Source organism: Pseudomonas sp. SA233 (assembly GCF_054792385.1).
On record NZ_CP096450.1, the window covers coordinates 185,362 to 208,919 of the forward strand.

Genomic DNA, 23,558 nt, shown 5'->3' on the forward strand with positions numbered 1-23,558 from the left:
TTCAGAGGCCTCCCCATGTACACCGAGCTTAGTCTTTATATTGATGGCCAGTTCCTTCAAGGCGGTGGCCGACGTGAACAGGATGTGCTCAATCCTGCCACGAACCTTCCGATCGGCAAATTGCCGCATGCCACGCACGCAGATCTGGATTTGGCTTTGTCGAGCGCGCAACGCGCATTCGAGTCTTGGCGGCACAGCTCGCCCATGCAGCGCAGTCAGATCCTGCGCAAGGTGGGCGAGTTGATGCGTGAGCGTGCACAGACCATTGGCCGCAATATCACGCTGGAACAAGGCAAGCCCTTGGCCGAGGGCGTAGGCGAAGTGACCGTCTGCGCCGAACATGCCGACTGGCATGCCGAGGAATGCCGCCGCATCTACGGTCGGGTCATACCGGCACGCAACAGCCAGGTGCAACAGACGGTCTTGCGTGAGCCGATCGGCGTGTGTGTGGCGTTCTCTCCGTGGAACTTCCCATTCAGCCAGGCCTTCCGCAAGGTGGCGGCGGCAGTGGGCGCCGGGTGTTCAGTCATCCTCAAGGGCTCCAGTGACACTCCCAGTGCGGTAGTTGCCATCGCTCAACTGTTCCACGATGCCGGACTGCCACCTGGTGTGCTAAACCTTGTCTCAGGGGACTCAGGGATGATCTCGGATCACCTGATCAAGTCGCCCATCGTGCGCAAGATCTCGTTCACGGGCTCGACCCCGGTGGGCCAGCAACTGGCCGCACTGTCGGGTTCCTTGATGAAACGCTGCACGATGGAGCTGGGTGGCCACGCGCCGGTGATCGTGTGTAACGATGCAGACATCGACAGCGCTGCGGACATGCTGGCCGGTTTCAAATTCCGCAACGCGGGGCAGGTCTGTATTTGCCCCACACGCTTTTTCGTTCAAGAAGGAGCCTATGACCGGTTCGTCGAGTGCTTCGTGGCCAAAGCCCAGTCCTTGAACGTGGGCGATGGCCTGGAGACCGGCACCCAGATGGGACCATTGGCGCAACATCGCCGGGTCACCGCCATGGAAGCGTTTGTCGAGGATGCGCGGCAGCGGGGGGCCAGCATCCTGACTGGCGGACGCGCGTTACCGGGGGACGGCAACTTTTTTGCTCCCACCGTAATGACAGATTTGCCAGAAGATTCCCGCTTCATGAACGACGAACCATTTGGGCCGCTGGCCGGTATCGTGCGCTTCAAAACAGTGGAGGAGGCCTTGCAGCGCGCTAATCGCTTGCCGTTTGGCTTGGCGTCATACGCCTTCACAACGTCCAATAAAAACGCGCATGCCATCTCACGAGGGCTTGAAGCGGGCATGGTCTCGATCAACCACTTGGGACTAGCCGTAGCGGAGACGCCGTTCGGCGGTATAAAGGATAGTGGCTACGGTAGTGAGGGCGGTAGCGAGACCTTCGACGGCTACCTCACGACAAAATTCGTGACCCAACTCAATTAACTGAATTGGGTGAATATCGCGGTGCGAAAGCGCCAGATAAACACGAAGAATTGACAAGCTCTTTGAGTTATATCACTCGATCAGGAGACTTTCACCCAGCGTCCAGCACTACATTACCAATGCGCCACGGGGGGAGCCTTCACGCTGATGGCGCCTACCGATGGAGCGGGTGCCGGTGGTATTTGAGCCTTCATTGCTACCTATGCACAAAGGATTAACTCGCGAGGAGACGATTAACGATTTCGCCTTCAGCCGATATGGCGGCTGAAGGCGCACGCTGACGGTCACGTGTTATAGCACGCAAGGTTCATATTGCGCGTGATCATTTTTATGGTGATTGGAAAAAACCAAACTTAAAATAAAAAATAAAAAAGAGATACCTATGAAAACCAATGAGTCAGTTGCAGATAAAGTCAATTGCAAAACAAAGATCAAGTTTGGATTGGCTAGTGTTGCGCTCAGGTTGATTCTAGCGGCGTCAGTAATGGTTTCTATGCCATCCCGCGCAATTGATATTGATGCTGGTGATTGGGAGACTGCTCCAGCCGGCACCAATATGGCAGTTATTTATGCGCAACATGTAAAAAGAGATGAGTTGTTTGCAAAAGGCAATGTCGCCGCAAATAATGCTCAACTGAAATCGGATGTAACAATCCTTCGCTACATACACTGGACCACGCTTGGTGGCTATCCCTTTGCATTGGAGGCATTGCTGCCAATGGGAAGGTTTAAAGCCGAGGGGGCTATATCTTCCCTGGGCGATGCGTCTTGAGTTGGTGATGCAGTGTTCCTTGCCCCGATTTGGCTGGTCGACAATAAATCTGAGCGAAATTCTTTCGCTGTAGTGCCGTACATCTTTATTCCGACCGGTTCCTACGACAAAGACGAACCGCTAAATCTCGGTGAAAATCGCATGAAGTATGACCTGCAACTCGGCTATACACATGGGGTTGGGCGTGCATTCAACATTGAACTTGCGGGTGATGTCATGCTCTTTGGACGAAACCATGACACATCTCTAAGCCAAAAGCCACTCTATCAAGCTCAAGGGCACTTAAGCTATCAGTTGGATCCAGGTGCGAGATTGGCGGTAGGGCTGTCTCATTCATTTGGAGGTGAGGCATCTGTTGACGGCGTTGATCAAGGGAATGAAATAAAAACAACAAAGGCACTTTTTACTGTATCGAAATTTATTAATCAAAGGAATCAATTGTTGTTTTCTTACGGAAAAGATTTGAGTGTTGAAAATGGTTTTAAAGAGGATTCACGTTTTAATTTCCGCCTGCTCCACGTGTTCTAATTTTCGCCTGCCTCACGCAGCGTAGCAAAAAGTAAATAGCCCCCGGCAAAGCCGGGGGCTTTAGGTTTTGAACGAAAAGTACTGTCATATGCACCGCAGCGTGCAAGCCAACGTAACCATGGCGGAAAATTTCTTGCCAGCTTGTCGTGGCGAGTGCCGATCCTGCGGCTCTCCTTCAGCCAGCCGAACATCCACTCGATGATGTTGCGTTGCCGGTATTTGGGGCGGTCGAACAGTCAGGATAGGTTTGGCACGGTGTGTACATGACGCCATTCGAGGGCTTCCCTCACTGAGCGAAGCCCTTGCAGCACCTGGGAGGAGGATTACCGGTTGTTGTCTCCCGGGCGCTGCAGGCGCTCGAGTCAGTCGTATGAGCCCTTTCCCGGCATCTTGATGCCATGCTGATTGACTCGACGGTAGAGCGTTGCGCGTGAGATACCCAGTTCTTGCGCGGCCAGTATCGGTTTCCAGCGATTGCGAACCAGGGCGTCGATCAGGATCTGTCGCTCTGGGCTGCCGCTGGTGGTCTCCGGGGCGAGCGAGGGGGCCGACACGCCCATTGACGTAGGCAAATCGCTGACGATGATCATGGGCCCGCTGGTGATGGCGCAGGCATACCGCAGAACGTGGTGAAGTTGGCGAACATTGCCCGGCCACGCATAGTTGAGAAGCATCTCCAGTGCTGCCTCGCTTAATCCGTAGTGTATTCCGGTGCGCTCAGCCTCTTCCTTGAGCAATTTGGTAATCAAGGAAAGCTTGTCGCTGCGTTCGCGAAGGGGGGGAAGGTCGAATCGTGCTCCATTCAGGCGGAAATAGAGGTCTTCGCGGAAGGTGCCAGCTGCCACCAGAGTGGCCAGATCGCGGTGGGTTGCACAGACGACCTGAATGTCAACGGATTCCCTGCGCGCAGAGCCAAGGGGGGCAACCTCGCCTTCGCTTAGCACTCTCAGCAGTCGGGTCTGCAGCGAAAGGGGCATGTCCCCTATCTCATCCAGGAACAGCGTGCCGCCATCAGCCTGTTGCAGCAGTCCTCGCATGCCTTTGTTGGATGCGCCAGTGAAGGCGCCTGCGTTGTAGCCAAAGAGCTCGCTTTCGATAAGCCCCTCGGGGATCGCGGCACAGTTGATCGCCACGAAGGGTTTGTTCCGACGCAGGCTGGCATCGTGCAGCTGGTGAGCGAAGTACTCCTTGCCGACACCTGTTTCCCCGTGGAGTAGCACCGGCAAGCCACGATCCTTCACTCGAACCGCCAGATGCAGCGCTTGTGCCATTCGGGGGTCGATATCTTGTCGTCCAGGTACACTGACGGTCGTTGGCCGGCGTGGCCCTTTCAGGCGTACATACAGGTCGAGGAGCGGGAGGTGGTGCAGGCTGTCATCGCCGGAGGAGGGGAGGCGAACCGCGGAGAACGCTTCGCTGATTGTTCGCGGGAGTGTTCCGTGCTGACGCTGGAGCAAGCGTTTGGCTGACGGATTCAATGCTCTTAGGACTCCGTCACTGTCCCAGGCAAACAAGAACTCGGGCTGGCTATCGACGTAACCCGGTAGAGCGTGCCCTCGCAAGACCCAGAGATCCTGAGTGCTGTACATGAAGAACGCATTCTCGATCTCCTTAGCGCTCTGCACCACCATTTCTCGAATCAGCTGCTGGCTGCGTCGATCATCCGGCGACCCCATAGCCGAGACGTCGAGGACCGCGATCAGCTCGCCTGAGGGCGAGAGAATGGGTGCCGCTGAGCAGGTGATGCCAATGAACGCGGCCCGGAAGTGTTCATTCTTGTGCACGGTCACCGGCTGCTGGTTGATCAGTACCGAGCACACCCCTGTCGTACCTTCTTCGCTTTCTGACCAGCAGGTGCCCAGATCCATACCGGCGCGGCGGTACTCACTCCTGATGCACGACTCTACACGCATGTCGATAGTGCATCCCTGAGTATCAGTTAGCATGACGCAGTAGTCCGCACCGCTGACCCGGCCGTGCAGCCTGGACATTTCATCGCCCGCGATGCGTAGGAATTCCTCCACGCGCTGACGATGCTCTTGCAGTTGATAGGCCTCAAGGATACGAGGCCCCTGCAATGAGCTGGGGTCAAGGTGGTAGCTCTGCATTGATCGCCGCCAAGAGTCGACGATTATGCTTGGTACGGGCAGCGTTGGAGCCCGGTCGGCAGTACGCAAAACACGGCTCACGTGGTCTACATGAGCGCTTGAATAGCTAGAGCGCATAGAGGCCTCCGCAGGTCGATTCTAATTTTTGTATTTCTCATTAGACGCTGGTTACCGTCACGCGTCTAGGCTTATCCATCGGAACGACAGCGCTGAGACATAACATCTCATGATTCGCAGGTCGGTGCAGTTTGCGAGGAACATAATGTCTTATGGGCGTGCTCGATGCTGAGTAGGGATTATTAAAAACTTCTTAAATATCAATGACTTGAATTAATTTATTGGCCTTGGCATTCGGCTTGCACTTGTCGGAGCAGCGTCCCGTTTGTGGTGAACGCATCTCATACAACAAGAAGAGGCATGACATGAGCCAAAGTACTTCTCTCGATTTTTCCCTTGCCGGCAAGATCGCACTGGTGACCGGGGCTGGTCGTGGAATCGGCCAGGGGATTGCGTTGAGCTTGGCTAACGCTGGTGCTGATGTGGCGGTCGCTGATTACGACAGGAGCATCGCTGAGGAAGCTGCCGCCAAAATCCGTGCGCTGGGTCGTCGCGCGGTGGCCTTGCAGGTCGACGTAAGTGATCCCGACAGCGTGAGCAACATGATGGCCCAGGTTAAATTCCAAATGGGTCGCCTCGACGTGGCAGTCAACAACGCCGGCGTCGTCAGTATCGGCAAGGTCGCCGAGCTGCCAGTAAGTGATTGGGATCGCGTCATGAATATCAACGCCCGGGGCGTGTTCCTGTGCTGCCAGGCGGAGGTGCGGATGATGCTCGAACAAAAGGCTGGCCGCATCATCAACATCGCTTCCATTGCCGGGAAGGTGGGGTTCCCCGATCTGGCCCACTACAGTGCCTCCAAGTTCGCCGTGATTGGTTTCACCAACGCCTTCGCCAAGGAAGTAGCGCGTGATGGGATCACGGTCAATGCCCTGTGCCCCGGCGTCGTCGGTACGGGCATGTGGCGTGGCGAGGAAGGTCTGTCTGCGCGTTGGAGCCAGCCTGGTGAGACCGAGGAGCAATCCTGGGAGCGTCATCAGGCCACTTTGCTGCCGCAGGGGGAAGCTCAGACGGTCGAAGACATGGGGCAACTGGCGGTTTACCTCGCCTGTGCGCCTCATGTAACAGGCCAGGCCATTGCCGTGGATGGCGGCTTTTCGCTGTAAGCCGAACTGGCCGCCCTGGGTAACCAGCGATGGCTTGAACTTCAGCTGAGCAGCTGAAGAACCTCAATCGAAATAAGCAATCTCTCGTAGTGAAAGCGAGGGAAAGGCACATTCTGCCTCGAATTCCTGCCGACGCGTTGTGTTGGCAGGAAGTTCTGGGTGGCAATCAATCAGGAGAGAACAATGACAACTTCCGTTCTGGCAAAGCGCTCCCTCGGCAGCGACATTATCAACTACGACGCGATCATTATTGGCGCGGGCTTAGGTGGTATCTACATGCTGAAAAAGCTGCGTGATGAGCTGGGCCTGAAAGTGCGAGCTTTCGACAAGGCCGCCGGCGTGGGCGGTACCTGGTTCTGGAACCGTTATCCGGGCGCGCTCTCCGACAGCGAGTCGTTCGTCTACTGCTTCTCGTGGGATCGCGAGCTGTGCCAGGAGTGGAACATCACCACGCGCTACCTGACCCAGCCGCAAATCCTCTCCTATATGAATCACGTGGTCGATCGCCACGACCTGCGCAAAGATATCCAACTGGAGACCGCCATGACCTCCGCGGTCTTTGATGAGGAAAGCAGCCGCTGGCTGGTGAGCACAGACGATGGCCGCCACTACAGCGCCAAGTACTTGGTAACGGCCCTGGGTCTGCTGTCGGCGACCAACATCCCGAACATCAAAGGCATCGACCAGTTCAAGGGGCAGAAGTATCACACCGCCAACTGGCCGGAAAACGCAGCCCTTGAAGGCAAGCGCGTGGGTGTCATCGGCACAGGTTCGACGGGCACCCAAGTGATCACCGCGATTGCGCCGGTGGTGGGGCACCTCACCGTCTTCCAGCGTTCGGCCCAGTACACGGTTCCGGTGGGTAATGGCCCGCTGAGCCGTGAGCGCGTCGACGACATCAAGCGCAACTACGACGCGATCTGGAATCAGGTCAGAGAGTCCCGTCTGGCATTTGGCTTTGAAGAAAGCACAGTGCCGACCATGAGCGTCTCTGCCAAAGAGCGCGAGCAAATCTTCCAACGCGCGTGGGACATCGGTGGTGGCTTCCGCTTCATGTTCGAGACCTTCAACGACATCGCAATCGAAGAGCAAGCCAACATCGCGGCGCAGGATTTCATTCGCGCGAAGATCGCCGAGATCGTCAAGGATCCCGAAACCGCTCGCAAACTTCAGCCGCGCGACCTGTATGCCAAGCGGCCGCTATGCGATAGCGGTTACTACGCTACGTTCAACCGCGAAAATGTTTCGCTGGTGGATGTGAAGGCCAACCCCATCGAAGAAATCACCAGCAAGGGGATTCGCACCTCCGACGGCGTGGAGCACGAGCTGGACGTGCTGATCTTCGCGACCGGCTTCGACGCTGTCGATGGCAACTACAAGCGAATCGACATCCGTGGTCGTGATGGCCTGAGCATCAAGGATCATTGGAAGGATGGCCCTTCCAGCTATTTGGCAGTGGCCACATCTAACTTCCCCAACATGTTCATGATCCTCGGACCGAACGGCCCTTTCACCAACCTGCCGCCGACCATTGAGGCTGAGGTGGAGTGGGTTTCCGATCTCATCGAATTCATGGAGGAGAACGAACTGGCTAGCGTGGAGCCCACTGCGGACAAGGAGCAGGAGTGGAGCGATACCTGCCGGGGGATCGCAGATCAGACGCTCTTCACCAAGGCCGACTCGTGGATCTTCGGGGCGAACATCCCCGGCAAAGCCAACTCCGTTTACTTCTACATGGGTGGCTTGTGCGCCTTCAGGGACATCCTTGACTCGGTCAAGCGTGAAAACTACCGCGTCCTCAAGTTCAAAGCGCTTGAGACCTCCGGCAAGTACGCGCAGCAAGACCGGCACTGAGCAGTCGAGCCTATCGTGATTGTCGGCCTGCTGGCTTACACGTTGGATGAGCCAGTACGGCCGACAGTTGTTGGACGTCTGTAGAACTATTGGAGAGCAAGCAGTGGAACTGAAAAAACCGGATCTGTTTCGCGAGCGCGCGTACATCGATGGCGAATGGTGCCTCGCAGACAACGGGGTCACGATCACAGTCGTCAATCCAGCGAACAATGCCACTGTTGGCCATGTTCCGCGGATGGGCCGGGCTGAAACACGCCGTGCCGTCGAGGCAGCTGAGCGAGCACTGCCGGCTTGGCGTGAGCTTTCGGCGAAGGAGCGCTCTGCGAAGCTCCGCCGCTGGTATGAGCTGATCATCGAAAACCAGCTCGATTTGGCCCGCATCATGACGCTGGAGCAGGGTAAGCCCTTGGCGGAGGCTCAGGGTGAGATCGTGTTCGGGGCCTCTTACATCGAGTGGTATGCCGAAGAAGCGAAGCGTATCTATGGCGATATTATGGGTATACGGATTTAATGGTTGATGGGGCACCTTCACCCCATCAATCTGATACCACCCTCAGATGGTTGATAGATCGACTCCGTAGTTGAGTTCCTCTGCGAAGTCCGGCAGTCCGTAACCGATGGTTTTCTTGTAGAAAGGAGAGACCTTCGCAGTCGGTGCCTTCTTCTTGTGCTTCGTGGTGTAGAGCATTCGTGCCCGCATCACCTCGAAGGAGTAACCGCGCCCTTCACGGTTCTTGTCCTTGGCCAGTCGGTTGATGGACTCCGTGTAAGCGTTGGTGACGGGCATGTCCGTCTCGAAGTAGGTCATGGTCTCTTCGCGCCAGTTTCCCACTGCCCTGACCAGATCGCTCCAGACTTCCTTTTGGCCCTTCGGGATGGTGGCTATCCACTCGTCCAGGGCGGCTTCTGCCTGGAGCCGTGTGGTGGCGTCCCAGATGCCGTAGAAGCGCTCCTTGTGCTCGTAGGCGGCCAGCAGTTGCGGGAACGCGCCTGTCCAGGTCTCCATGATGAGGCGCTCCCGGTCTGAGACTTCGTGAGCGCGTTTCAGCAGGATTTTCCGGTCTCCCTTGAGAGTCCGGCTCTGGGACGGTTTCAGCTCCTTTCTGAGGCCCTTGCGCACTCTCTCTAGGGCATCGTTGGCCATGCGCACCACATGGAACTTATCGACCACGATACGGGCCTGGGGCAGCACAGCCTTGACCGCTGCCCGGTAGGGGTTCCACATGTCCATGCTGACGATCTCGACCTTCTGCCGGTCTTTCAGCTTCATCAGGTAGTTGGTCACCACGTCCTGGCGGCGGGTGGCCAGCAGGTCGAGCAGGGTTCGCTCCTCAATGTTGGTCAGAATGCAGCGGTAGCGCTTGTTCAGGTATAGCTCGTCAATGCCCAGGATGCGGGGCGTCTCGAAGCGGTGCCAGCGCCCCAGGAACTCGGCGCGGGCGTTGAAGATGTCGCGCACCGTCTTCTCGTCCAGGCCGGTCTGTGCCGCCACAAAGGTGTAGGGGTGGTTGAAGGATTCCTTCTCCACGTACTCATGCAGCCGCAGTGTCATACGGAATCCGTCCACCATCTCCGGTAGCTGGGGCCTGAATGTTGTCTTGCAGGCCCGGCAGGTGTATCGGCGGCGGACCACCCAGAGAGTGACCCGCTTGCCGTGGATGGGCAGATCACGATAGGGAACGTCACGCTTGCCGAACCGTACGAACTCACCCTGCACGCCGCATTCCTCGCAGGCGATGGGATCGGGCACGTCCACCTGGAAGTGCATTTCGTCGTCGGTTGATTTGCAGCCCAGTACTTGGTATTGCGGCAGGTGAAGGATGTTGTCGGGAAGTTCGGTCATGGTGTTGTATAGGCGTAGGTGTCAGTCAGATCCATCCGACTCGGCATTGGTGTTTGCTTTTTTACCCAACAAGCTGCTGGAAACGAAAAGTAAGGCACCGAGGACAATTGCAATATCAGCCAGGTTGAAGGCCGGCCAATGCCAGTCTCGCCAATAGAAATCAAAGGAATCCACAACATAGCCGCGAAAGACCCGGTCAATCAGGTTGCCCATGGCGCCACCGAGGATAAGACTGTAAGCGATGGCTTCTCCTTTATGACGATTTTCAAGGATCAGCTTGATCAGAAAAATCGAGACCACTACCGCGATTCCGATAAAAAAGTAGCGCTGCCAGCCTCCACCATTCGCAAAAAGACTGAATGCGGCACCGGTGTTCCATAGGTGCACCCAGTTAAAGAACGGGGTCACCGAAACATACTCGCCATAGGCCATTGATTGCTGCACCAGCCACTTTACAGCCTGATCAGACGCTGCCAGCAGGCCCGATATGGACAATAGGGCATACGGCGAGAGCTTTTTGCCAATAATGAGCATTATTTAACCCTTCAACGCCAAAATGCGTCTGGCACCGTTAAGTACAATGCCCCCCGCGATGGTGCCGATAATCAGATCCGGATAATTGGAACCGGTCCACGCGACCAGGGCGCCGGCGGTGATGACCCCCAGGTTAATCACCACGTCGTTGGCCGAGAATATCCAGCTTGCCTTCATGTGCGCCCCGCCTTCCCGATGTTTGGATATGAGCAGCAGACAACTGGTATTGGCAATCAATGCGACGAATGCGATAGCCATCATCACCAGCGATTCAGGCTCACTACCGAATACAAAGCGTCTCACCACCTCTACGAGCACGCCCACAGCCAAGATCAGTTGCAGTACACCAGCAAGATGCGCGGCATGTACCTGCATTTTCACGCTATGTCCAACCGCATAAAGGGCAAGCCCGTACACCGCCGCATCGGCAAAATTGTCCAGGGATTCTCCAATCAGGCCGGTGGACCGGGCGATCAGACCGGCAGTCATTTCCACCACGAACAGAAGTGCATTGATGCCGAGCAACCAGCGCAGGGTCCCGGATTCTTGCTTAGCAGAAGCTGCCGAAAACTCGGCGGCCTTGATGGTCTCCGGATTTGCAGCGACGGTTTCCTGAAGCGAGGCGCCTAGCCCCAAGGTCTTCAGTTTCGAGGTGACGGGCTCGACCTCGCCGTCATGCACGACCTTCAGCCGGCGGTTCGACAAGTCGAAGGACAGCGCCCGAATCTCCTCAAAGCCGTTCAGGGCTAGGCGAATCATTCGTTCTTCTGATGGACAGTCCATCTTCGGCACGGCATAAACACTGACCCATCTCCCTGGCGCCTCGGAGGAGGCCTGTATATCGGTATCCGCTGCGGACGTTGCATCACCGCCACAGGCGCCACCACAGGATTTGCTCATGATACGACTCCACTTGAACAATGTTGTGGTACCATTTAAAACTATAAAGCTACTATAAGGTCAATAGAGTAAAGAATCCGTTGGGGAGGAGGCTGATGCGCATTGGTCAGTTGGCGCAGTTGGTAGGGGTCGAAACACAGACGATCCGCTTCTATGAACAGCAGGGCTTGTTGCCGCCGCCTGATCGGCAGGACAACGGTTACCGTGTCTATACCGAGAAGCATGGTGAGGGGCTGGCCTTCATCCGTCGCTGCAGAATCCTGGGCCTGTCACTGGCTGAGATTCACGAACTACAGAGCTATGAGGACGACCCTCATCAGCCTTGTACCGCCGTCAACGCCTTGCTCGATGATCACATCTCTCATGTGCGGTCGCAGATAACCGCTCTGCAAGCGCTTGAGAAACAACTCGTTTCACTGAGAGCGAGTTGCAACGATGACCGGGAAGTTGAGGCGTGTGGGGTTCTTGCTGGAATTAGCGAAGGAAACATGCACCAGCAGTAGGTGAAGCATCAACCAGATAATCCGATGAGATGCCGGTCTGTCTCACTCTCATGCAAAGGTAAGATCAACCATTTAATCCGCTTACCCTGAAAAGCAAAATGAACAGCTACGGTAAGACTTGGCATACGTGGGATGCAACCCATGGCAAGCCAGGCGAGTCGTTGCCATTTGGAGAACCGAAGCTCGCATGGTCGTTTAATCGGATTGGTGAGGCCAAAAAGGGATTGGTGGAAAGCCGAGACAAGCTTATGGATATCAATACGGAGGAACGTCGTAACGCCAGACAGGACCTTTTGCCACTGGCCAAGCCCCAGAGCGGCGTGGATGCGCTCAAGGGCCAATTTGAACGCCCCACCCGATCCATTCCCGGTGTTGTTGATAAAAAAACCACAAATCAGTCCGAGGCGCTGTCGGAATCGGATTCTAGATAGAGGTCAGTCGTTTGCCGATATAAAGGCTTTTCTCTCCTGAGGAGACTGATTACGGTATCTGTTCGAAGCCGTGCAGTAATGCGCCTTATTCCTGCGCTATTTCCAGAAGCGCTTGGCCGGCTGATCCTGCCAAACCAAGCGCAGCTCTGCCGTTGCAGCGCTAAAACCAAGCATATGCCCGGATAACCTACGTCAATACCGGATGCTTTCGATCATCAAGGCGACCGCTGCAATAAATGCAATCAACCCAAAGCCTTTCTGAAGCCTCTTGCCGTCCAAGCGCGCAGAAATTGATTGCCCCGTCAGCATTCCTGCAATCGCACCCGCAGAAAATGGAAGAGCAACTGTCCAGTCAAGATTGCCAGCTAACACTGAAGACGATACGCCGCTAACCGACACAAGCCCTATGACTGCCAATGATGTTGCAGTAACAGATCGCATAGACAGATCGCTGTAACGGCCCAGTGCCGGTACCAGGACAAATCCCCCGCCTACGCCGAGAAGCCCGGAGAGGAAACCAGCCAGCGAACCCGACGCTGAGACAATTGCTGCGCAGCGAGACGTCCAACGAAACCGCCCCGTCTGAGGATTGAGCTGACAAGGAATTGCTCGCGCATGAATAGCATGACGGCTTGGCTGCCGGACGGAACGGAACGCTACGTAAAACAAAACAAGAGCGAACAGCATGGCAAGCATGCTGTGCTCTAATCTTCCCGCAGCCCAGACACCCGCAGGAGCAAGCAACATGCCGCAGAAGGCCATCAGTACAGCCGCCTTGTAGCGAACTATTCCTTCCCTAAGACCGATAACCGCCCCCACCCAGGCCGCCAAACCAACAGCAAGCAAGCCAATAGGTGCCGCTTGAGGCAAACCAAGGCCCATCACAAACACCAACAAGGGGACCGTCAGGATGCCTCCCCCCGCCCCTGTAAGCGCTAGGACAATGCCAACGAGCAAGCCGAGTCCAAACTCAATGACCATAAGCCGCCCTGTCCGGGCGCCTCGGCCGAGTCATGCGGATACTAACGCAGCTAATCACTGCGGCTTATCCGCTAAGCGAGTCTGCAGCTCGTACAGCGCCATGCCCGCTAGCATCGCGAGAATAAAGATCAGCGGCTCGCTCCGGCCACTCAAAAGCGTCGCGACCGCCGGTCCTGGACAATAACCGGCCAGCCCCCAACCCACTCCGAACGCCAGGCTACCCAGCACGAGACGACGATCTATTCGGGTGGCGGTGGGCATCCGCATGACATCTCCCAGCACCGCCCGGGACCGTTTGGAGGCGAAATAGAACCCGACACTGGCGACCACGATCGCACCGCCCATAACGAACGCAAGCGAGGGGTCCCACGGCCCGGTGAGGTCTAGAAAGGCGATCACTTTGGATGGATCGGCCATCCCTGACAGGATCAGGCCGAGGCCGAAAACCAACCCAGCTACAAATGCGCTTAGCAATTTCATGGCAACTCCTCAGCCCAGCAGGTGGCGGATGACGAATACGGTCAGAAAGCCGCTGGCCATGAATGCGGCCGTCGCGACCAGCGAGCGCGGCGACCGGCGCGACAATCCACATACGCCATGCCCGCTCGTACAACCAGAGCCATACCGCGTGCCGACCCCGACCAACAATCCGGCTGCGATCAGGGTCAAGGTGCTCGCATCAATCTGGATATCTGGCTGCTCGAACGCGGCCTGAAACAGCACCGGCGCGATGACCAGTCCGGCGATGAATGAAACACGCCAGAGCACATCGCCTTTGGCAGGCCGCAGCAACCCGCCGACCACGCCGCTGATGCCCGCGATTCTCCCGTTCAACAAGATGAACAGGGTCGCAGCGAGGCCGATCAACGTGCCCCCGGCGAGCGAGAACCACGGTGTGAAATTCGCCCAGTCGATCGTCATGTCGTGGATTCCTCACGTTCGGGATGCTGGCAGTAGAGCCGGTAAAGCACCTGCATGACCTCCATCGCTTGATGGCTGGAAATACTGTAATGCACTTGCTTGCCTTCGCGCCTGGTGCTGACCAAGCCGTTGTGACGCAGCACGGTTAGCTGTTGGGACAGGGTCGGTTGCTCGATGCCCGTCGCACTGGCGAGATCACCCACGCAGTGCTCCCCTTGGGTCAGCTGGCACAGCAACAACAGGCGGTCAGGGTTGCTCAGCACCTTCAGCAAGCCGCAGGCGTCCGCAGCACTGCGGCGGAGGGTTTCGATATCGAGATCTGCCATGTCGGCCATTCTTCTTCAGCTGGTCAGGTGGATTTGACAATATAATTTATCAATATATATTTCAATATATAGTATCGACGCGACAGCGGACGCCCGGCTCGGAACTCGACGTCCCCTACAGGCACCTAAAATTGTGCGGCATCGCTTTTCTCTTCACCTCGCTGCGCCCCCGTCGGCGCGAACCAGGAGATAGACATGTTATCGATACAGCAAAACAGTACGAATCATGACCAGGCGGACCGGGTTCGCCGCTCAACGTCCCAACCTGTGAACCAAGAAATCGATCGGCAAACGGACGCGAACGTTCGTCGATTCAGCGGGATGGGACGAAGCGCAATTCTTCAGCGTATCGACGCCCTGGATCGCGAGTGGGACGTGGAGCGCGTGCTCGAGGTCAATGCCTCCTCGCTCGCGCTGTCTGGCTTGCTACTTGGCCTGACAGCGAACCGAAAGTGGTTTCTGCTGCCTGGCGTCGTGCTGCCGTTTCTTCTGCAACACGGTTTGCAGGGCTGGTGCCCGCCGCTGGCGATTCTGCGCCGGCTGGGTATTCGCACGCGGGGCGAGATCGATCAGGAAAAGTATGCACTGCTCAGGGCGCTGGAACAGGCACCGCTGAACACTCACCATTAGCCGAGACCATCATGATATTTCGCCAGCTGTTCGAGCCCGTGTCGTCCACCTATACCTACTTGCTCGGGTGCGAGGGCACCGGCCAGGCCGTGCTCATCGACCCGGTCATTTCCGCAACGGACCGCGACCTGGCCGAGCTAGCCAGGCTGGACCTGCAGCTGGCGTTCACCTTGGACACCCACATACATGCCGACCACATCACCGCCGCGCTGGAACTGAAGAAGCAGACCGGCTGCCGTATCGCGGGGCCGGCTATCGACAAATTGCCCTGCACGGATGTGGGCATTGAGGACGGTGTTCCTTTCATCGTCGGCAGCCTGCAGTTCACACCCTTGCATACCCCCGGGCACACCGACGGGCACTTTGCCTATCTCCTCGGTGATCGCCTGTTCAGCGGTGATGCATTACTCATCGACGGCTGCGGTAGGACCGACTTTCAGAACGGCAGCGCCGACGATCTGTTCCACAGCGTTAGAAACAAGCTGCTCACGCTGCCAGACGACACCCTGGTCTATCCCGGCCATGACTACAGCGGTCGTCGAGTCTCGACCATCGCCCAGGAAAAGCAGCGCAACCCCCGACTCGGTGAAGCGATCACCCTGGAGCGCTTCCGAGAAATTATGGCGGAATTGAACTTGCCCTATCCCGCGTTCATCGATCACGCCGTGCCTGGAAATCGCCTGTGCGGCGTCTGCCCACCCGACCTGACGGATAATTTCCGTCGCTATTGCGAACAGGTTGAGCGCAGTCCTCAGGGCTGATTACGGTGATGCCAAGCCAGTGAACGTTTCCGCTAAAACGAACAACCGTTCCGGAAGGGCGGGCGGCTTTATATGATAGGCAGCTACCGACCAACAGATACTCCCTGCGCCAATTTAGTGATGGCGCGAAGCTTAACCCCTGCGCCGGCGGATATCGTGACACAGGGCGTGGACGGGCTCGATGTTTCGCAGGAGTTCGGTTGGTTGCGTTACAAAAAGCTGTTAGCCGACCGAGATGCCGTCATGGAACCGCACCACGGTTTCATTGAGGATCGTGTCCTCGATACCAACTTTGATCGTGACGCGAAAATCGTCGTAAGCATTGCGCATCGCAAGCCGCTCATTATCTCCAGGTGGGTTATTGAAGCTGACGGCAATTTGCTGGTGGTCAGCTCCATGGTACGCAATACGCTCATTGCGTTTGCGCATGTCGTAGGCAAACCGACATCGATATAGCCAGGCCCTTCAGCCCGGTAGGTATCGACCTCACCTCAGGAGCAATTGGGCATCTTGGCAAAAAATGGCCAGTTCTCGATCACAAATTTTCAGAGCGAGCTTCCACTTATGGATTCCAATCAAACCGATTGCGCAGTGTAAAAGCCCGAGTCAGCCAGAACGCTGATCTATCTCCGGTAATTACCTGCTCAGTTGCCTTCGCGATCTGGCGACTCAATGACTCTATGCTTTGGCACCAGATCGACCAACGGCGCGATCATCATCTGAGCAGTGCGAATCCAGGAGCTCAACGTCTCAAGATCTAATAGCACTGATTCGGCTACCTCCCAGACGCAGGATTCCTCGGTCGTAACCGGCGGTAGAGTGCCTTCGACCAACGCCTGAGCCATCGTATGCAGCTTCAGCAAGTCGTCGCGTACAGCAATCATCCCACCCACCTCAGCCAGGCTAGTGTCCAGTCGATCGACAAGTTCAAGTAGCTGTGACGTGTAGAAGCTGTTGCGAAGCTTGTCCAATGCTGCGACGTCCACCTCTCCACACGGCGTAACGCGAAAAGATGTGGGAGATATGTTGATCATGAGGTCATCTCGGTATCGGCCTGGCGGGTCGTGCTGACCCGCAGCGAGCCAGCGGCTTGTTGAAACACCGAATCCTTGATCCAGGGCTCCGGTGGCCGATTGAGCTTGAGGTTGAACTCACCGAAGCGCTTGACGTTGCTGGTCAGGTAGGGACTGAGGAACGACACGTCTTCATCGGTGAACTGCCAGCCCTCGCGGGCCAGTTTCTGCAGGATGCGCATCATGTCCACGGTGTTCTGCAGGATCACCGACGAGGCCACCATGTCGTTGTAGCGCAGGCGTTTCTGCTGCTCGTCCGGATCGTTCTCGGCGATCACATCGCCGCCGAAGGATAGCCACTTGGAGAAACCGTTGTAGGACTCGATCTTGTTGGTGTTCGCGGTGACCTCCTGGCGCAACTCGCGACTGCCGATCCAGTTGAGCAGGAAGATCGTACGGATCACGCTGCCCAGTGCCTGTGCCGCATGGTAGAGCTTGTTACGCCGGCTGTAGGAACCGAGTTTTCGCAGCAGCATAGACGAGGAGATTTTGCCGGCCTGGATAGACAGCGCGACCTGCATCAAATCCTGCCAGTGGGTTTCGATCAGGTTCCAGTCGGCAGTGTCGGTGAACAGACGGTTGATATGCTTGTACGAAGCGCCGCGATCCGGCCGGTACATCACCAGGTCCCGCCAGTTGCGAATACGTGGCATCAGGTTGATGCCCAGCAGATGGGTGAAGGCAAAGACCGTCGCCGATTGCCCCTGAGTATCGGAATACACAGTGTCTGCCTCGACACTGAGATCAGCCTTGAGCAGCCCCTCAATTACGTAAATCGCCTCCCAGATACCAGGTGGGATGAAGTGCTGGAACACCGCGATGTAGTTGTTGGCCACATGCCGATAAGCCACGGCCCCCATCTTGCGGTAGCGGAAGTGGTAGCCGGCTAGCAGGTTGTCATCATAGAAGTCGAACTGAGTACCGTCCGCGGCCACCGCCTTGCCATCGCCCCAGAGCTTAGGCAGGTCAAGTTGCAAGTAGAGCTCCACCAGCTCGCGGTTAGCTTTGTCCAACTTCTCCAGCGAGAGGTGACGGCGATTCGTATAGGACAGCATGTGTGGCGTGACATTACCGGCCAGATGCCGTGCGGCCTGGTTAGGGCCCAGGTTGCAGCCCATGGCGAAGATAGTCATCAGATAGCGCTCGGCCGGCTCTTTGAGCTTTGGCTCGTTGCCGGACATGGGGCCGAAATGCCGAGTGAACTGAATCCAATGTTCGATGTTGGCCATGATGTCCAGCACATGCCTAGCCGGCATGCGCTGCATAAGCGCTGTCTGCAGCGAGATGGCCGAAAGTGGGATGTCCCGTGCTGTTACACGACGCAGTACCGGTTCGCCGGCCTCGTTGATCGACACATCCCCCCGACAGGAGGGAAACTTGTCATCCAGTTGCTGTGCGGTTTCTTCCAACTGGCTCTTGAGCGAGGCGACAAATTCCGTCGCGTTGGCAGGCAGACCCACTTTCTCGCAGTAGACTGGTAGTCGCTGGAGACACTCTTCCCAAGGCAGTAACTGCTTGCGGTAATCGGCGAAGGATTCCGACCCTTGTACGCACATGTCACCGGATCGCAGCTCGCTGGCCAGGTAGGAGAATACGCAAACTTCTAGATAGCGCCGGTTGGTCGGTGGCCCCTCACTGGAAGGACGACGAACGACCTTGACCCAGCGCTCCGACGCAAACGACAAATCGACGTGCTCGTCGATCCATTCGCGGTGTAGATTCTCGCTGTCCTGGATCAATTCCAGTGCCTGAACCAGCGATCGATCCTGAGTCGTGGGCTCCAGTTGGAGAAGGTGACTGAGACGGAATAATAGTGAGCGATGGGACCTGAAGTGCTTCCAGATCAGCGGCAGGTAGTTATTACCGCCAGTAGCTTGGACTTCGGCGCACGTCTCGCGCAAGCGATCCAGATTGCCATCGGGGGAGAGGTATTCTCGAATCAGGCTGCCAGCTTCCTGGTCATCCGGTTCTTGAACAAGAATCTGCACCACGCCGTCCAGGGTCGCCGCCAATTGCTCCAGCTTCTGGCGTTGCCGCGCCTGGATTTGCTCCAATTCCTCCTTGGCGCGTTTATGGATCGTCGATATCCGTCGGATGAACATCTCGGCCAGGTGATCACGGGTCCGTACGCGCATGCGGTAGATCAAGGCCAGCATTAGCGTGTAGCGCTTCGGCAGCGAGCAGTCCTTCAGCTCGGCGACGTCCGACGCAGCAGCTTGGGCAGCAAAGTGGCGAATCTTGGCATCGACGATCCCCTCAAAAATGGCCTCCAGGTCCCCGAAGCTCTCTAGCCAGGCCAGGTGGTCGATCAGCACCTCCAGGTGCTTGCGAGATGGCTTCTTGGGTGCCTGTTTCAGCGCATTGAAATCGCTCTGGCGCCGGCCGAAGTCGGTGTCAAGCAGCTCCTTCAGCTTGTAGATCACCTCGATTGGCGCTCGAGTCACGACTAGGTTGAAGGTAACTTCCTGGGTACTCGCCAAGGCAGTTTCTGCGAGGTTGTTGAGCGTCGAATAAGCCGGAAGCTCATAGCCACGCTGAATCAGCTCATCAAGCATGGCATTGATGAGATCGACTCGCTGCTCAAGAACTAAAGCGCAGTCACGTGCGATCTGCTCAGTGACCGCTAGCCCGTCGCTGCTGTAGAAGGGGGTAACCTGCAGGTACTGCCGTACCGCTGCTTGGTGCCGGTAAAGGGTGCGGGGATTGCTATAGCGTGGAGCTATTCGCGCGCCGTAGCGGAGGCATTGCCGGACATGACTGATTAGTTCCTGAGGAAGCTCCTCGAACGGAACGAAATAGTGCAACTGCTGAAACACCTTTAACTGGATTGCCAGCCCAATCGAGAGCGCTGGACTCTTAGCGGTGTTGTTGACCCATTCGATCTCTGAATCAGACAGGGAATAGCTTCGATGAAGCTCCTTGGCCGGTAGCTGACTGGGCAAGATCGGGTAGGCTGTTCTTTCCACCGATGCCATTGAACACATCCCCCAAGCAAGGCAAAAGCATCAGCATAGACGGCTAGCCAGACGGTGGATGATCAGCAAGCCATGGCCTCTCTAATACCCTTTTAAATCATAGATTTACAGAACGAATGTCCTAATTTTTGCCTTATCTCGGCATGACCCCGACTCCGACCGCCAGAGCACGGACTTGCAGCGCGACGCGCTGCTCGCCGCCGGCGTCGATCCGCGTCACCTGTTTGAGGATCGTGCCTCTGGCGCGAAGGATGACCGTGCCGGCTTGGCGCGGGCGCTTGAGTTCGTTCGAGCCGGCGATGTGCTGGTGGTGTGGAAACTCGACCGGCTCGGTCGCTCGCTGTCGCACCTGCTCGCCATTGTGACTTCGCTCAAGGACAAGCGGGTGGCGTTCCGCTCGCTGACAGAGAACCTGGACACTACGACGCCCTCGGGCGAATTCCTGTTCCAGGTGTTCGGTGCGCTCGCGCAGTACGAGCGCGCCTTGATTCAGGAGCGCGTCGTCGCGGGCTTGGCCGCCGCACGCAAACGCGGCCGGATCGGCGGCCGGCCGCAGGCGATCACTGGTGAGAAGCTGGACGCCATCGTCGCCGCGCTCGATGGCGGCATGTCTAAGGCGGCGGTGTGCCGCAACTTCAATGTCAAGCGCACTACGTTGATCGAAACATTGACGCGAGCAGGTTGGCGTGGTGCGGGAAGGACGGTCGATGAGCAACAAGAATAAGCTACTCACCGTCTTTTCTGACGCAGAGCAGGAAGCCTTGTACGGCCTACCGGACTTCGACGATGCTCAGCGGCTGGAATACCTGGCGTTGACCGAATCTGAACTGGCGTTCGCCAGCAGCCGGCCTAGCCTGCAGGCCCAAGTCTATTGCGTCTTGCAGATCGGCTACTTCAAGGCCAAGCATGCTTTCTTCCGCTTCGATTGGCATGAGGTCGAGGACGATTGCGCCTTCGTGCTGAGTCGCTATTTCCACGGCGAAGCGTTCGAACGCAAGGCGATCACCAAGCATGAGCACTACAGCCAGAGGGGTCAGATCGCCGAACTGTTCGGCTACCGGTCGTGGGCGGCTAGCTTCCTGCCGCAACTGGCACAGCAGGCTGAACAGATCGTGCGGCGCGACGTAATGCCAGGATTCGTGGCCGCCGAACTGATCGTTTGGCTCAGCGAGCACAAAATCATCCGGCCCGGCCACACCACCTTACAAGAGCTGGTCAGTGAAGCCCTGTCCACCGAACGCAGGCGCTTGGGCGGCTTGCTGGCAGAAGTGTTGGACGAATCGGCCAAAGCTGCGCTGGGCCAGCTCCTGGTGCGTGACGACACCCTGTCTCAACTGGCAGCGCTCAAGCAGGACGCTAAAGATTTCGGCTGGCGTCAGATGGCAGGGGAGCGCGAGAAGCGCGCCACGCTGAAGTCCTTGCACGGGATCGCCAAGGCGCTGCTGCCCAAGCTCGGCATCTCGCAGCAGAACCTGCTGTACTACGCGAGCCTGGCGAACTTCTATACCGTCCATGACCTGCGCCACCTGAAGGCGGAGCAGACCCGGCTCTACCTGCTGTGCTATGCCTGGGTACGTTACCGGCAGCTCACCGACAACCTGGTCGACGCGATGGCCTTCCACATGAAAAAACTTGAGGACGAGAGCCGCACGGGTGCGAAACAGTCCTTTGTCGCCGAACAGCTGCGACGCCATCAGGAAACGCCGCAGGTTGGCCGCCTGCTGTCGCTGTACGTGGACGACAGCGTGGCCGATCCGACGCCGTTCGGCGAGGTGCGCCAACGCGCCTACAAAATCATGTCCAGGGAATTGCTGCAAAACACGGCGCAGCGCATGAGCGTCAAGCCACTGAACAAACTGGCGCTGCACTGGCAGGCGGTGGACGGCCTGGCCGAACGCATTCGACGCCATCTACGGCCGCTGTACGTCGCGCTCGACTTCGCCGGCACGGCCCCCGATAACCCATGGCTCGCGGCGCTGACTTGGGCCAAGAGCGTGTTCGCCAAGCAGCAGCGCCTATCACAACGGCCACTCGACGAATGTCCGGCGGCAACGCTGCCGAAACGCTTGCGTCCGTACCTGCTGATGTTCGATGCCGAAGGCACGCCGACAGGCCTGCATGCCGATCGTTACGAATTCTGGCTTTACCGTCAGGTCAGGAAACGCTTCCAGGCGGGCGAGCTCTACATTGACGACAGCTTGCAGCACCGGCATTTGTCCGACGAGTTGGTTTCGATGGACGAGAAAGCCGCCGTGCTCGCGCAGATGGACATCCCCTTCCTGCGGCAGCCGGTCAGTGCCCAGCTCGATGCACTGGCGGCCGAGTTGCGTGCGCAATGGGTGGCGTTCAATCGCGAGCTGAAACAGGGCAAGCTGACGCACCTGGAATACGACAAGGACACGCAGAGACTGACCTGGCGCAAGCCCAAGGGGGAGAACCAGAAGGCGCGCGAGCAAGCTCTCTACGAGCAACTGCCATACTGCGATGTCGCCGACGTGTTTCGCTTCGTCAACGGCCAGTGCCAGTTCCTGTCGGCGCTGACACCATTGCAGCCACGCTATGCGAAGAAGGTAGCCGACGCCGACAGTCTGATGGCGGTGATCATTGCCCAAGCCATGAACCACGGCAACCAGGTTATGGCACGTACCAGCGACATCCCGTACCACGTCCTGGAGAGTACCTACCAGCAGTACCTGCGCCAGGCGACGCTACATGTGGCCAACGATTGCATCAGCAACGCCATCGCCGCACTGCCGATCTTCCCGCATTACTCGTTCGACCTCGATTCGTTGTACGGTGCCGTTGATGGGCAGAAATTCGGCGTCGAGCGACCAACTGTGAAGGCGCGCTACTCGCGCAAATATTTCGGCCGCGGCAAGGGCGTCGTCGCCTACACGCTGCTGTGCAATCACGTGCCGTTGAACGGCTACCTGATAGGCGCACACGAGTACGAGGCTCACCACGTGTTCGACATCTGGTACCGCAACACGTCGGACATCGTGCCGAGCGCGATCACCGGCGACATGCACAGCATCAACAAGGCCAACTTCGCCATCCTGCACTGGTTCGGACTTCGTTTCGAGCCGCGCTTCACCGACCTCGACGACCAGTTGCAGGAGCTGTATTGCGCCGATGATCTGGCATTGTACGAGAAATGCCTGATCCGGCCGGCTGGCCAGATCGACCGGCAACTCATCGTCGGTGAGAAGGCGAACATCGACCGAATCGTCGCCACACTGGGCCTGAAGGAAATGACGCAGGGCACGCTGATCCGCAAGCTGTGCACCTATACGGCGCCGAACCCGACGCGGCGCGCAATCTTCGAGTTCGACAAGCTCATCCGCAGTATCTACACACTGCGCTACCTGCGCGACCCGCAACTGGAGCGTAATGTTCACCGCTCGCAGAACCGCATTGAGTCCTATCACCAGCTACGCTCGACCATCGCCCAAGTCGGTGGGAAGAAGGAATTGACCGGCCGCACCGACATCGAAATCGAGATCAGCAACCAGTGCGCCAGGCTGATCGGCAACGCGATCATCTTCTACAACTCGGCGATCCTGTCCCTGCTGCTGACGAAGTACGAGGCAGCTGGCAATGCCAAGGCGCTGGCGTTGATCACGCAGATGTCGCCAGCGGCCTGGCGGCACATCCTGCTGAACGGGCATTACACCTTCCAGACTGACGGCAAGTTCATCGACCTGGATGCGCTCGTGGCGGGACTGGAGCTGGGCTGACGGAAATTTCTG

22 protein-coding genes and 2 pseudogenes are annotated in these 23,558 nt (G+C 57.4%); 12 read left to right on the forward strand and 12 right to left on the reverse strand.

The features are described from left to right. The first annotated feature begins 15 nt into the window (after positions 1–15). From M1D87_RS27440 to M1D87_RS27450, 3 genes are all read left to right on the forward strand, one after another. Entirely contained in the window at positions 16–1,446 is a 1,431-nt protein-coding gene (locus M1D87_RS27440; protein WP_144000644.1) for an NAD-dependent succinate-semialdehyde dehydrogenase, read from the forward strand. A 382-nt stretch (positions 1,447–1,828) separates the two neighbouring features. Then, positions 1,829–2,218, forward strand: a complete 390-nt coding sequence (locus tag M1D87_RS27445) for a transporter (protein WP_144000645.1) — start codon at positions 1,829–1,831, stop codon at positions 2,216–2,218. Between the two features lie 12 nt (positions 2,219–2,230). After that, positions 2,231–2,746 carry a transporter gene (locus M1D87_RS27450; RefSeq protein WP_144000646.1) on the forward strand — a complete coding sequence of 172 codons (516 nt, stop codon included), beginning with the start codon at positions 2,231–2,233 and terminating at the stop codon, positions 2,744–2,746. Positions 2,747–2,830: 84 nt separating this feature from the next. Here the strand turns inward: M1D87_RS27450 and M1D87_RS27455 are convergent. Together M1D87_RS27455 and M1D87_RS27460 are read right to left on the reverse strand one after the other, a co-directional pair. Continuing rightward, positions 2,831–2,982 (reverse strand): annotated as a pseudogene (locus tag M1D87_RS27455) (IS5/IS1182 family transposase); the annotation flags it as partial. A gap of 126 nt (positions 2,983–3,108) precedes the next feature. Beyond that, positions 3,109–4,971, reverse strand: coding sequence for a sigma-54-dependent Fis family transcriptional regulator (locus tag M1D87_RS27460; protein ID WP_144000647.1), 1,863 nt, complete (start codon positions 4,969–4,971; stop codon positions 3,109–3,111). A gap of 305 nt (positions 4,972–5,276) precedes the next feature. On the opposite strand from M1D87_RS27460, the gene M1D87_RS27465 reads away from it, so the two are divergent. From M1D87_RS27465 to M1D87_RS27475, 3 genes and pseudogenes are all read left to right on the forward strand, one after another. Further along, on the forward strand, positions 5,277–6,077 hold the full coding sequence (locus M1D87_RS27465; protein ID WP_144000648.1) for an SDR family NAD(P)-dependent oxidoreductase: 801 nt from the start codon (positions 5,277–5,279) through the stop codon (positions 6,075–6,077). Positions 6,078–6,260: 183 nt separating this feature from the next. After that, on the forward strand, positions 6,261–7,931 hold the full coding sequence (locus tag M1D87_RS27470; protein ID WP_144000649.1) for a flavin-containing monooxygenase: 1,671 nt from the start codon (positions 6,261–6,263) through the stop codon (positions 7,929–7,931). 103 nt (positions 7,932–8,034) lie between these two features. Beyond that, positions 8,035–8,427: pseudogene (locus M1D87_RS27475) on the forward strand (aldehyde dehydrogenase family protein); the annotation flags it as partial. Positions 8,428–8,484: 57 nt separating this feature from the next. Here the strand turns inward: M1D87_RS27475 and M1D87_RS27480 are convergent. The 3 genes from M1D87_RS27480 to M1D87_RS27490 are packed head-to-tail and all read right to left on the reverse strand — an operon-like array spanning position 8,485 to position 11,208. Further along, complete coding sequence (locus tag M1D87_RS27480; RefSeq protein ID WP_004574636.1) at positions 8,485–9,774, reverse strand: ISL3-like element ISPpu12 family transposase; 1,290 nt, start codon at positions 9,772–9,774, stop codon at positions 8,485–8,487. A gap of 21 nt (positions 9,775–9,795) precedes the next feature. Then, positions 9,796–10,308 carry a signal peptidase II gene (lspA, locus tag M1D87_RS27485; RefSeq protein WP_003821921.1) on the reverse strand — a complete coding sequence of 171 codons (513 nt, stop codon included), beginning with the start codon at positions 10,306–10,308 and terminating at the stop codon, positions 9,796–9,798. 3 nt (positions 10,309–10,311) lie between these two features. Further along, positions 10,312–11,208, reverse strand: coding sequence for a cation transporter (locus tag M1D87_RS27490; protein WP_144000650.1), 897 nt, complete (start codon positions 11,206–11,208; stop codon positions 10,312–10,314). Positions 11,209–11,303: 95 nt separating this feature from the next. Here M1D87_RS27490 and cadR point away from each other — a divergent pair, with 95 nt between their 5' ends. Together cadR and M1D87_RS27500 are read left to right on the forward strand one after the other, a co-directional pair. Then, complete coding sequence (cadR, locus tag M1D87_RS27495) at positions 11,304–11,711, forward strand: Cd(II)/Pb(II)-responsive transcriptional regulator (RefSeq protein ID WP_009403731.1); 408 nt, start codon at positions 11,304–11,306, stop codon at positions 11,709–11,711. 86 nt (positions 11,712–11,797) lie between these two features. Then, positions 11,798–12,142: a DUF1264 domain-containing protein gene (locus tag M1D87_RS27500; protein ID WP_289624978.1), complete on the forward strand. Its 345-nt coding sequence runs from the start codon at positions 11,798–11,800 to the stop codon at positions 12,140–12,142. A 192-nt stretch (positions 12,143–12,334) separates the two neighbouring features. Here M1D87_RS27500 and M1D87_RS27505 read toward each other — a convergent pair whose 3' ends face one another. The 4 genes from M1D87_RS27505 to M1D87_RS27520 are packed head-to-tail and all read right to left on the reverse strand — an operon-like array spanning position 12,335 to position 14,379. Further along, a complete protein-coding gene (locus tag M1D87_RS27505; RefSeq protein ID WP_028622763.1) occupies positions 12,335–13,123 on the reverse strand; it encodes a sulfite exporter TauE/SafE family protein in 789 nt (262 codons plus the stop codon). Between the two features lie 54 nt (positions 13,124–13,177). Beyond that, on the reverse strand, positions 13,178–13,603 hold the full coding sequence (locus M1D87_RS27510; protein WP_028622764.1) for a YeeE/YedE family protein: 426 nt from the start codon (positions 13,601–13,603) through the stop codon (positions 13,178–13,180). Positions 13,604–13,612: 9 nt separating this feature from the next. Then, positions 13,613–14,044 carry a YeeE/YedE family protein gene (locus M1D87_RS27515; protein ID WP_028622765.1) on the reverse strand — a complete coding sequence of 144 codons (432 nt, stop codon included), beginning with the start codon at positions 14,042–14,044 and terminating at the stop codon, positions 13,613–13,615. Continuing rightward, positions 14,041–14,379, reverse strand: a complete 339-nt coding sequence (locus M1D87_RS27520) for an ArsR/SmtB family transcription factor (protein WP_028622766.1) — start codon at positions 14,377–14,379, stop codon at positions 14,041–14,043. The genes M1D87_RS27515 and M1D87_RS27520 overlap by 4 nt, the downstream gene beginning before the upstream one ends. A 186-nt stretch (positions 14,380–14,565) precedes the next feature. Between M1D87_RS27520 and M1D87_RS27525 the strand changes: the two genes are divergently transcribed. Further along, a complete protein-coding gene (locus M1D87_RS27525) occupies positions 14,566–15,000 on the forward strand; it encodes a hypothetical protein (RefSeq protein WP_033050640.1) in 435 nt (144 codons plus the stop codon). 11 nt (positions 15,001–15,011) lie between these two features. Further along, the gene (locus M1D87_RS27530; RefSeq protein ID WP_028622768.1) at positions 15,012–15,761 is read left to right on the forward strand and encodes an MBL fold metallo-hydrolase; all 750 of its coding nucleotides are present in this window, start codon (positions 15,012–15,014) and stop codon (positions 15,759–15,761) included. A 222-nt stretch (positions 15,762–15,983) separates the two neighbouring features. Here M1D87_RS27530 and M1D87_RS27535 read toward each other — a convergent pair whose 3' ends face one another. The 3 genes from M1D87_RS27535 to M1D87_RS27545 form a co-directional block, all read right to left on the reverse strand. Continuing rightward, the gene (locus M1D87_RS27535) at positions 15,984–16,190 is read right to left on the reverse strand and encodes a hypothetical protein (RefSeq protein WP_144000652.1); all 207 of its coding nucleotides are present in this window, start codon (positions 16,188–16,190) and stop codon (positions 15,984–15,986) included. A 215-nt stretch (positions 16,191–16,405) separates the two neighbouring features. Beyond that, positions 16,406–16,795: a Tn3 family transposase post-transcriptional regulator TnpC gene (gene tnpC, locus M1D87_RS27540; RefSeq protein ID WP_028622770.1), complete on the reverse strand. Its 390-nt coding sequence runs from the start codon at positions 16,793–16,795 to the stop codon at positions 16,406–16,408. Further along, on the reverse strand, positions 16,792–19,809 hold the full coding sequence (locus M1D87_RS27545) for a Tn3 family transposase (protein WP_421091812.1): 3,018 nt from the start codon (positions 19,807–19,809) through the stop codon (positions 16,792–16,794). The genes tnpC and M1D87_RS27545 overlap by 4 nt, the downstream gene beginning before the upstream one ends. A 124-nt stretch (positions 19,810–19,933) precedes the next feature. Between M1D87_RS27545 and M1D87_RS27550 the strand changes: the two genes are divergently transcribed. Both M1D87_RS27550 and M1D87_RS27555 read left to right on the forward strand, forming a co-directional pair. Beyond that, on the forward strand, positions 19,934–20,533 hold the full coding sequence (locus M1D87_RS27550; RefSeq protein WP_144000590.1) for a recombinase family protein: 600 nt from the start codon (positions 19,934–19,936) through the stop codon (positions 20,531–20,533). Next, positions 20,517–23,546 (forward strand): Tn3 family transposase, encoded by a 3,030-nt coding sequence (locus M1D87_RS27555; protein ID WP_010799689.1) that lies wholly within the window; start codon positions 20,517–20,519, stop codon positions 23,544–23,546. The genes M1D87_RS27550 and M1D87_RS27555 overlap by 17 nt, the downstream gene beginning before the upstream one ends. The last annotated feature ends 12 nt before the right edge of the window (positions 23,547–23,558 follow it).

Excerpts from the sequence above, each read along its gene's own strand:
- M1D87_RS27440 (WP_144000644.1), top strand. The coding sequence starts at position 16 with ATGTACACCGAGCTTAGTCTTTATATTGATGGCCAGTTCCTTCAAGGC.
- M1D87_RS27445 (WP_144000645.1), top strand. The coding sequence starts at position 1,829 with ATGAAAACCAATGAGTCAGTTGCAGATAAAGTCAATTGCAAAACAAAG.
- M1D87_RS27460 (WP_144000647.1), bottom strand. The coding sequence starts at position 4,971 with ATGCGCTCTAGCTATTCAAGCGCTCATGTAGACCACGTGAGCCGTGTT.
- M1D87_RS27465 (WP_144000648.1), top strand. The coding sequence starts at position 5,277 with ATGAGCCAAAGTACTTCTCTCGATTTTTCCCTTGCCGGCAAGATCGCA.
- M1D87_RS27470 (WP_144000649.1), top strand. The coding sequence starts at position 6,261 with ATGACAACTTCCGTTCTGGCAAAGCGCTCCCTCGGCAGCGACATTATC.
- M1D87_RS27480 (WP_004574636.1), bottom strand. The coding sequence starts at position 9,774 with ATGACCGAACTTCCCGACAACATCCTTCACCTGCCGCAATACCAAGTA.
- lspA (WP_003821921.1), bottom strand. The coding sequence starts at position 10,308 with ATGCTCATTATTGGCAAAAAGCTCTCGCCGTATGCCCTATTGTCCATA.
- M1D87_RS27490 (WP_144000650.1), bottom strand. The coding sequence starts at position 11,208 with ATGAGCAAATCCTGTGGTGGCGCCTGTGGCGGTGATGCAACGTCCGCA.
- cadR (WP_009403731.1), top strand. The coding sequence starts at position 11,304 with ATGCGCATTGGTCAGTTGGCGCAGTTGGTAGGGGTCGAAACACAGACG.
- M1D87_RS27505 (WP_028622763.1), bottom strand. The coding sequence starts at position 13,123 with ATGGTCATTGAGTTTGGACTCGGCTTGCTCGTTGGCATTGTCCTAGCG.
- M1D87_RS27510 (WP_028622764.1), bottom strand. The coding sequence starts at position 13,603 with ATGAAATTGCTAAGCGCATTTGTAGCTGGGTTGGTTTTCGGCCTCGGC.
- M1D87_RS27515 (WP_028622765.1), bottom strand. The coding sequence starts at position 14,044 with ATGACGATCGACTGGGCGAATTTCACACCGTGGTTCTCGCTCGCCGGG.
- M1D87_RS27520 (WP_028622766.1), bottom strand. The coding sequence starts at position 14,379 with ATGGCCGACATGGCAGATCTCGATATCGAAACCCTCCGCCGCAGTGCT.
- M1D87_RS27525 (WP_033050640.1), top strand. The coding sequence starts at position 14,566 with ATGTTATCGATACAGCAAAACAGTACGAATCATGACCAGGCGGACCGG.
- M1D87_RS27530 (WP_028622768.1), top strand. The coding sequence starts at position 15,012 with ATGATATTTCGCCAGCTGTTCGAGCCCGTGTCGTCCACCTATACCTAC.
- M1D87_RS27535 (WP_144000652.1), bottom strand. The coding sequence starts at position 16,190 with ATGCGCAAACGCAATGAGCGTATTGCGTACCATGGAGCTGACCACCAG.
- tnpC (WP_028622770.1), bottom strand. The coding sequence starts at position 16,795 with ATGATCAACATATCTCCCACATCTTTTCGCGTTACGCCGTGTGGAGAG.
- M1D87_RS27545 (WP_421091812.1), bottom strand. The coding sequence starts at position 19,809 with ATGGCATCGGTGGAAAGAACAGCCTACCCGATCTTGCCCAGTCAGCTA.
- M1D87_RS27555 (WP_010799689.1), top strand. The coding sequence starts at position 20,517 with ATGAGCAACAAGAATAAGCTACTCACCGTCTTTTCTGACGCAGAGCAG.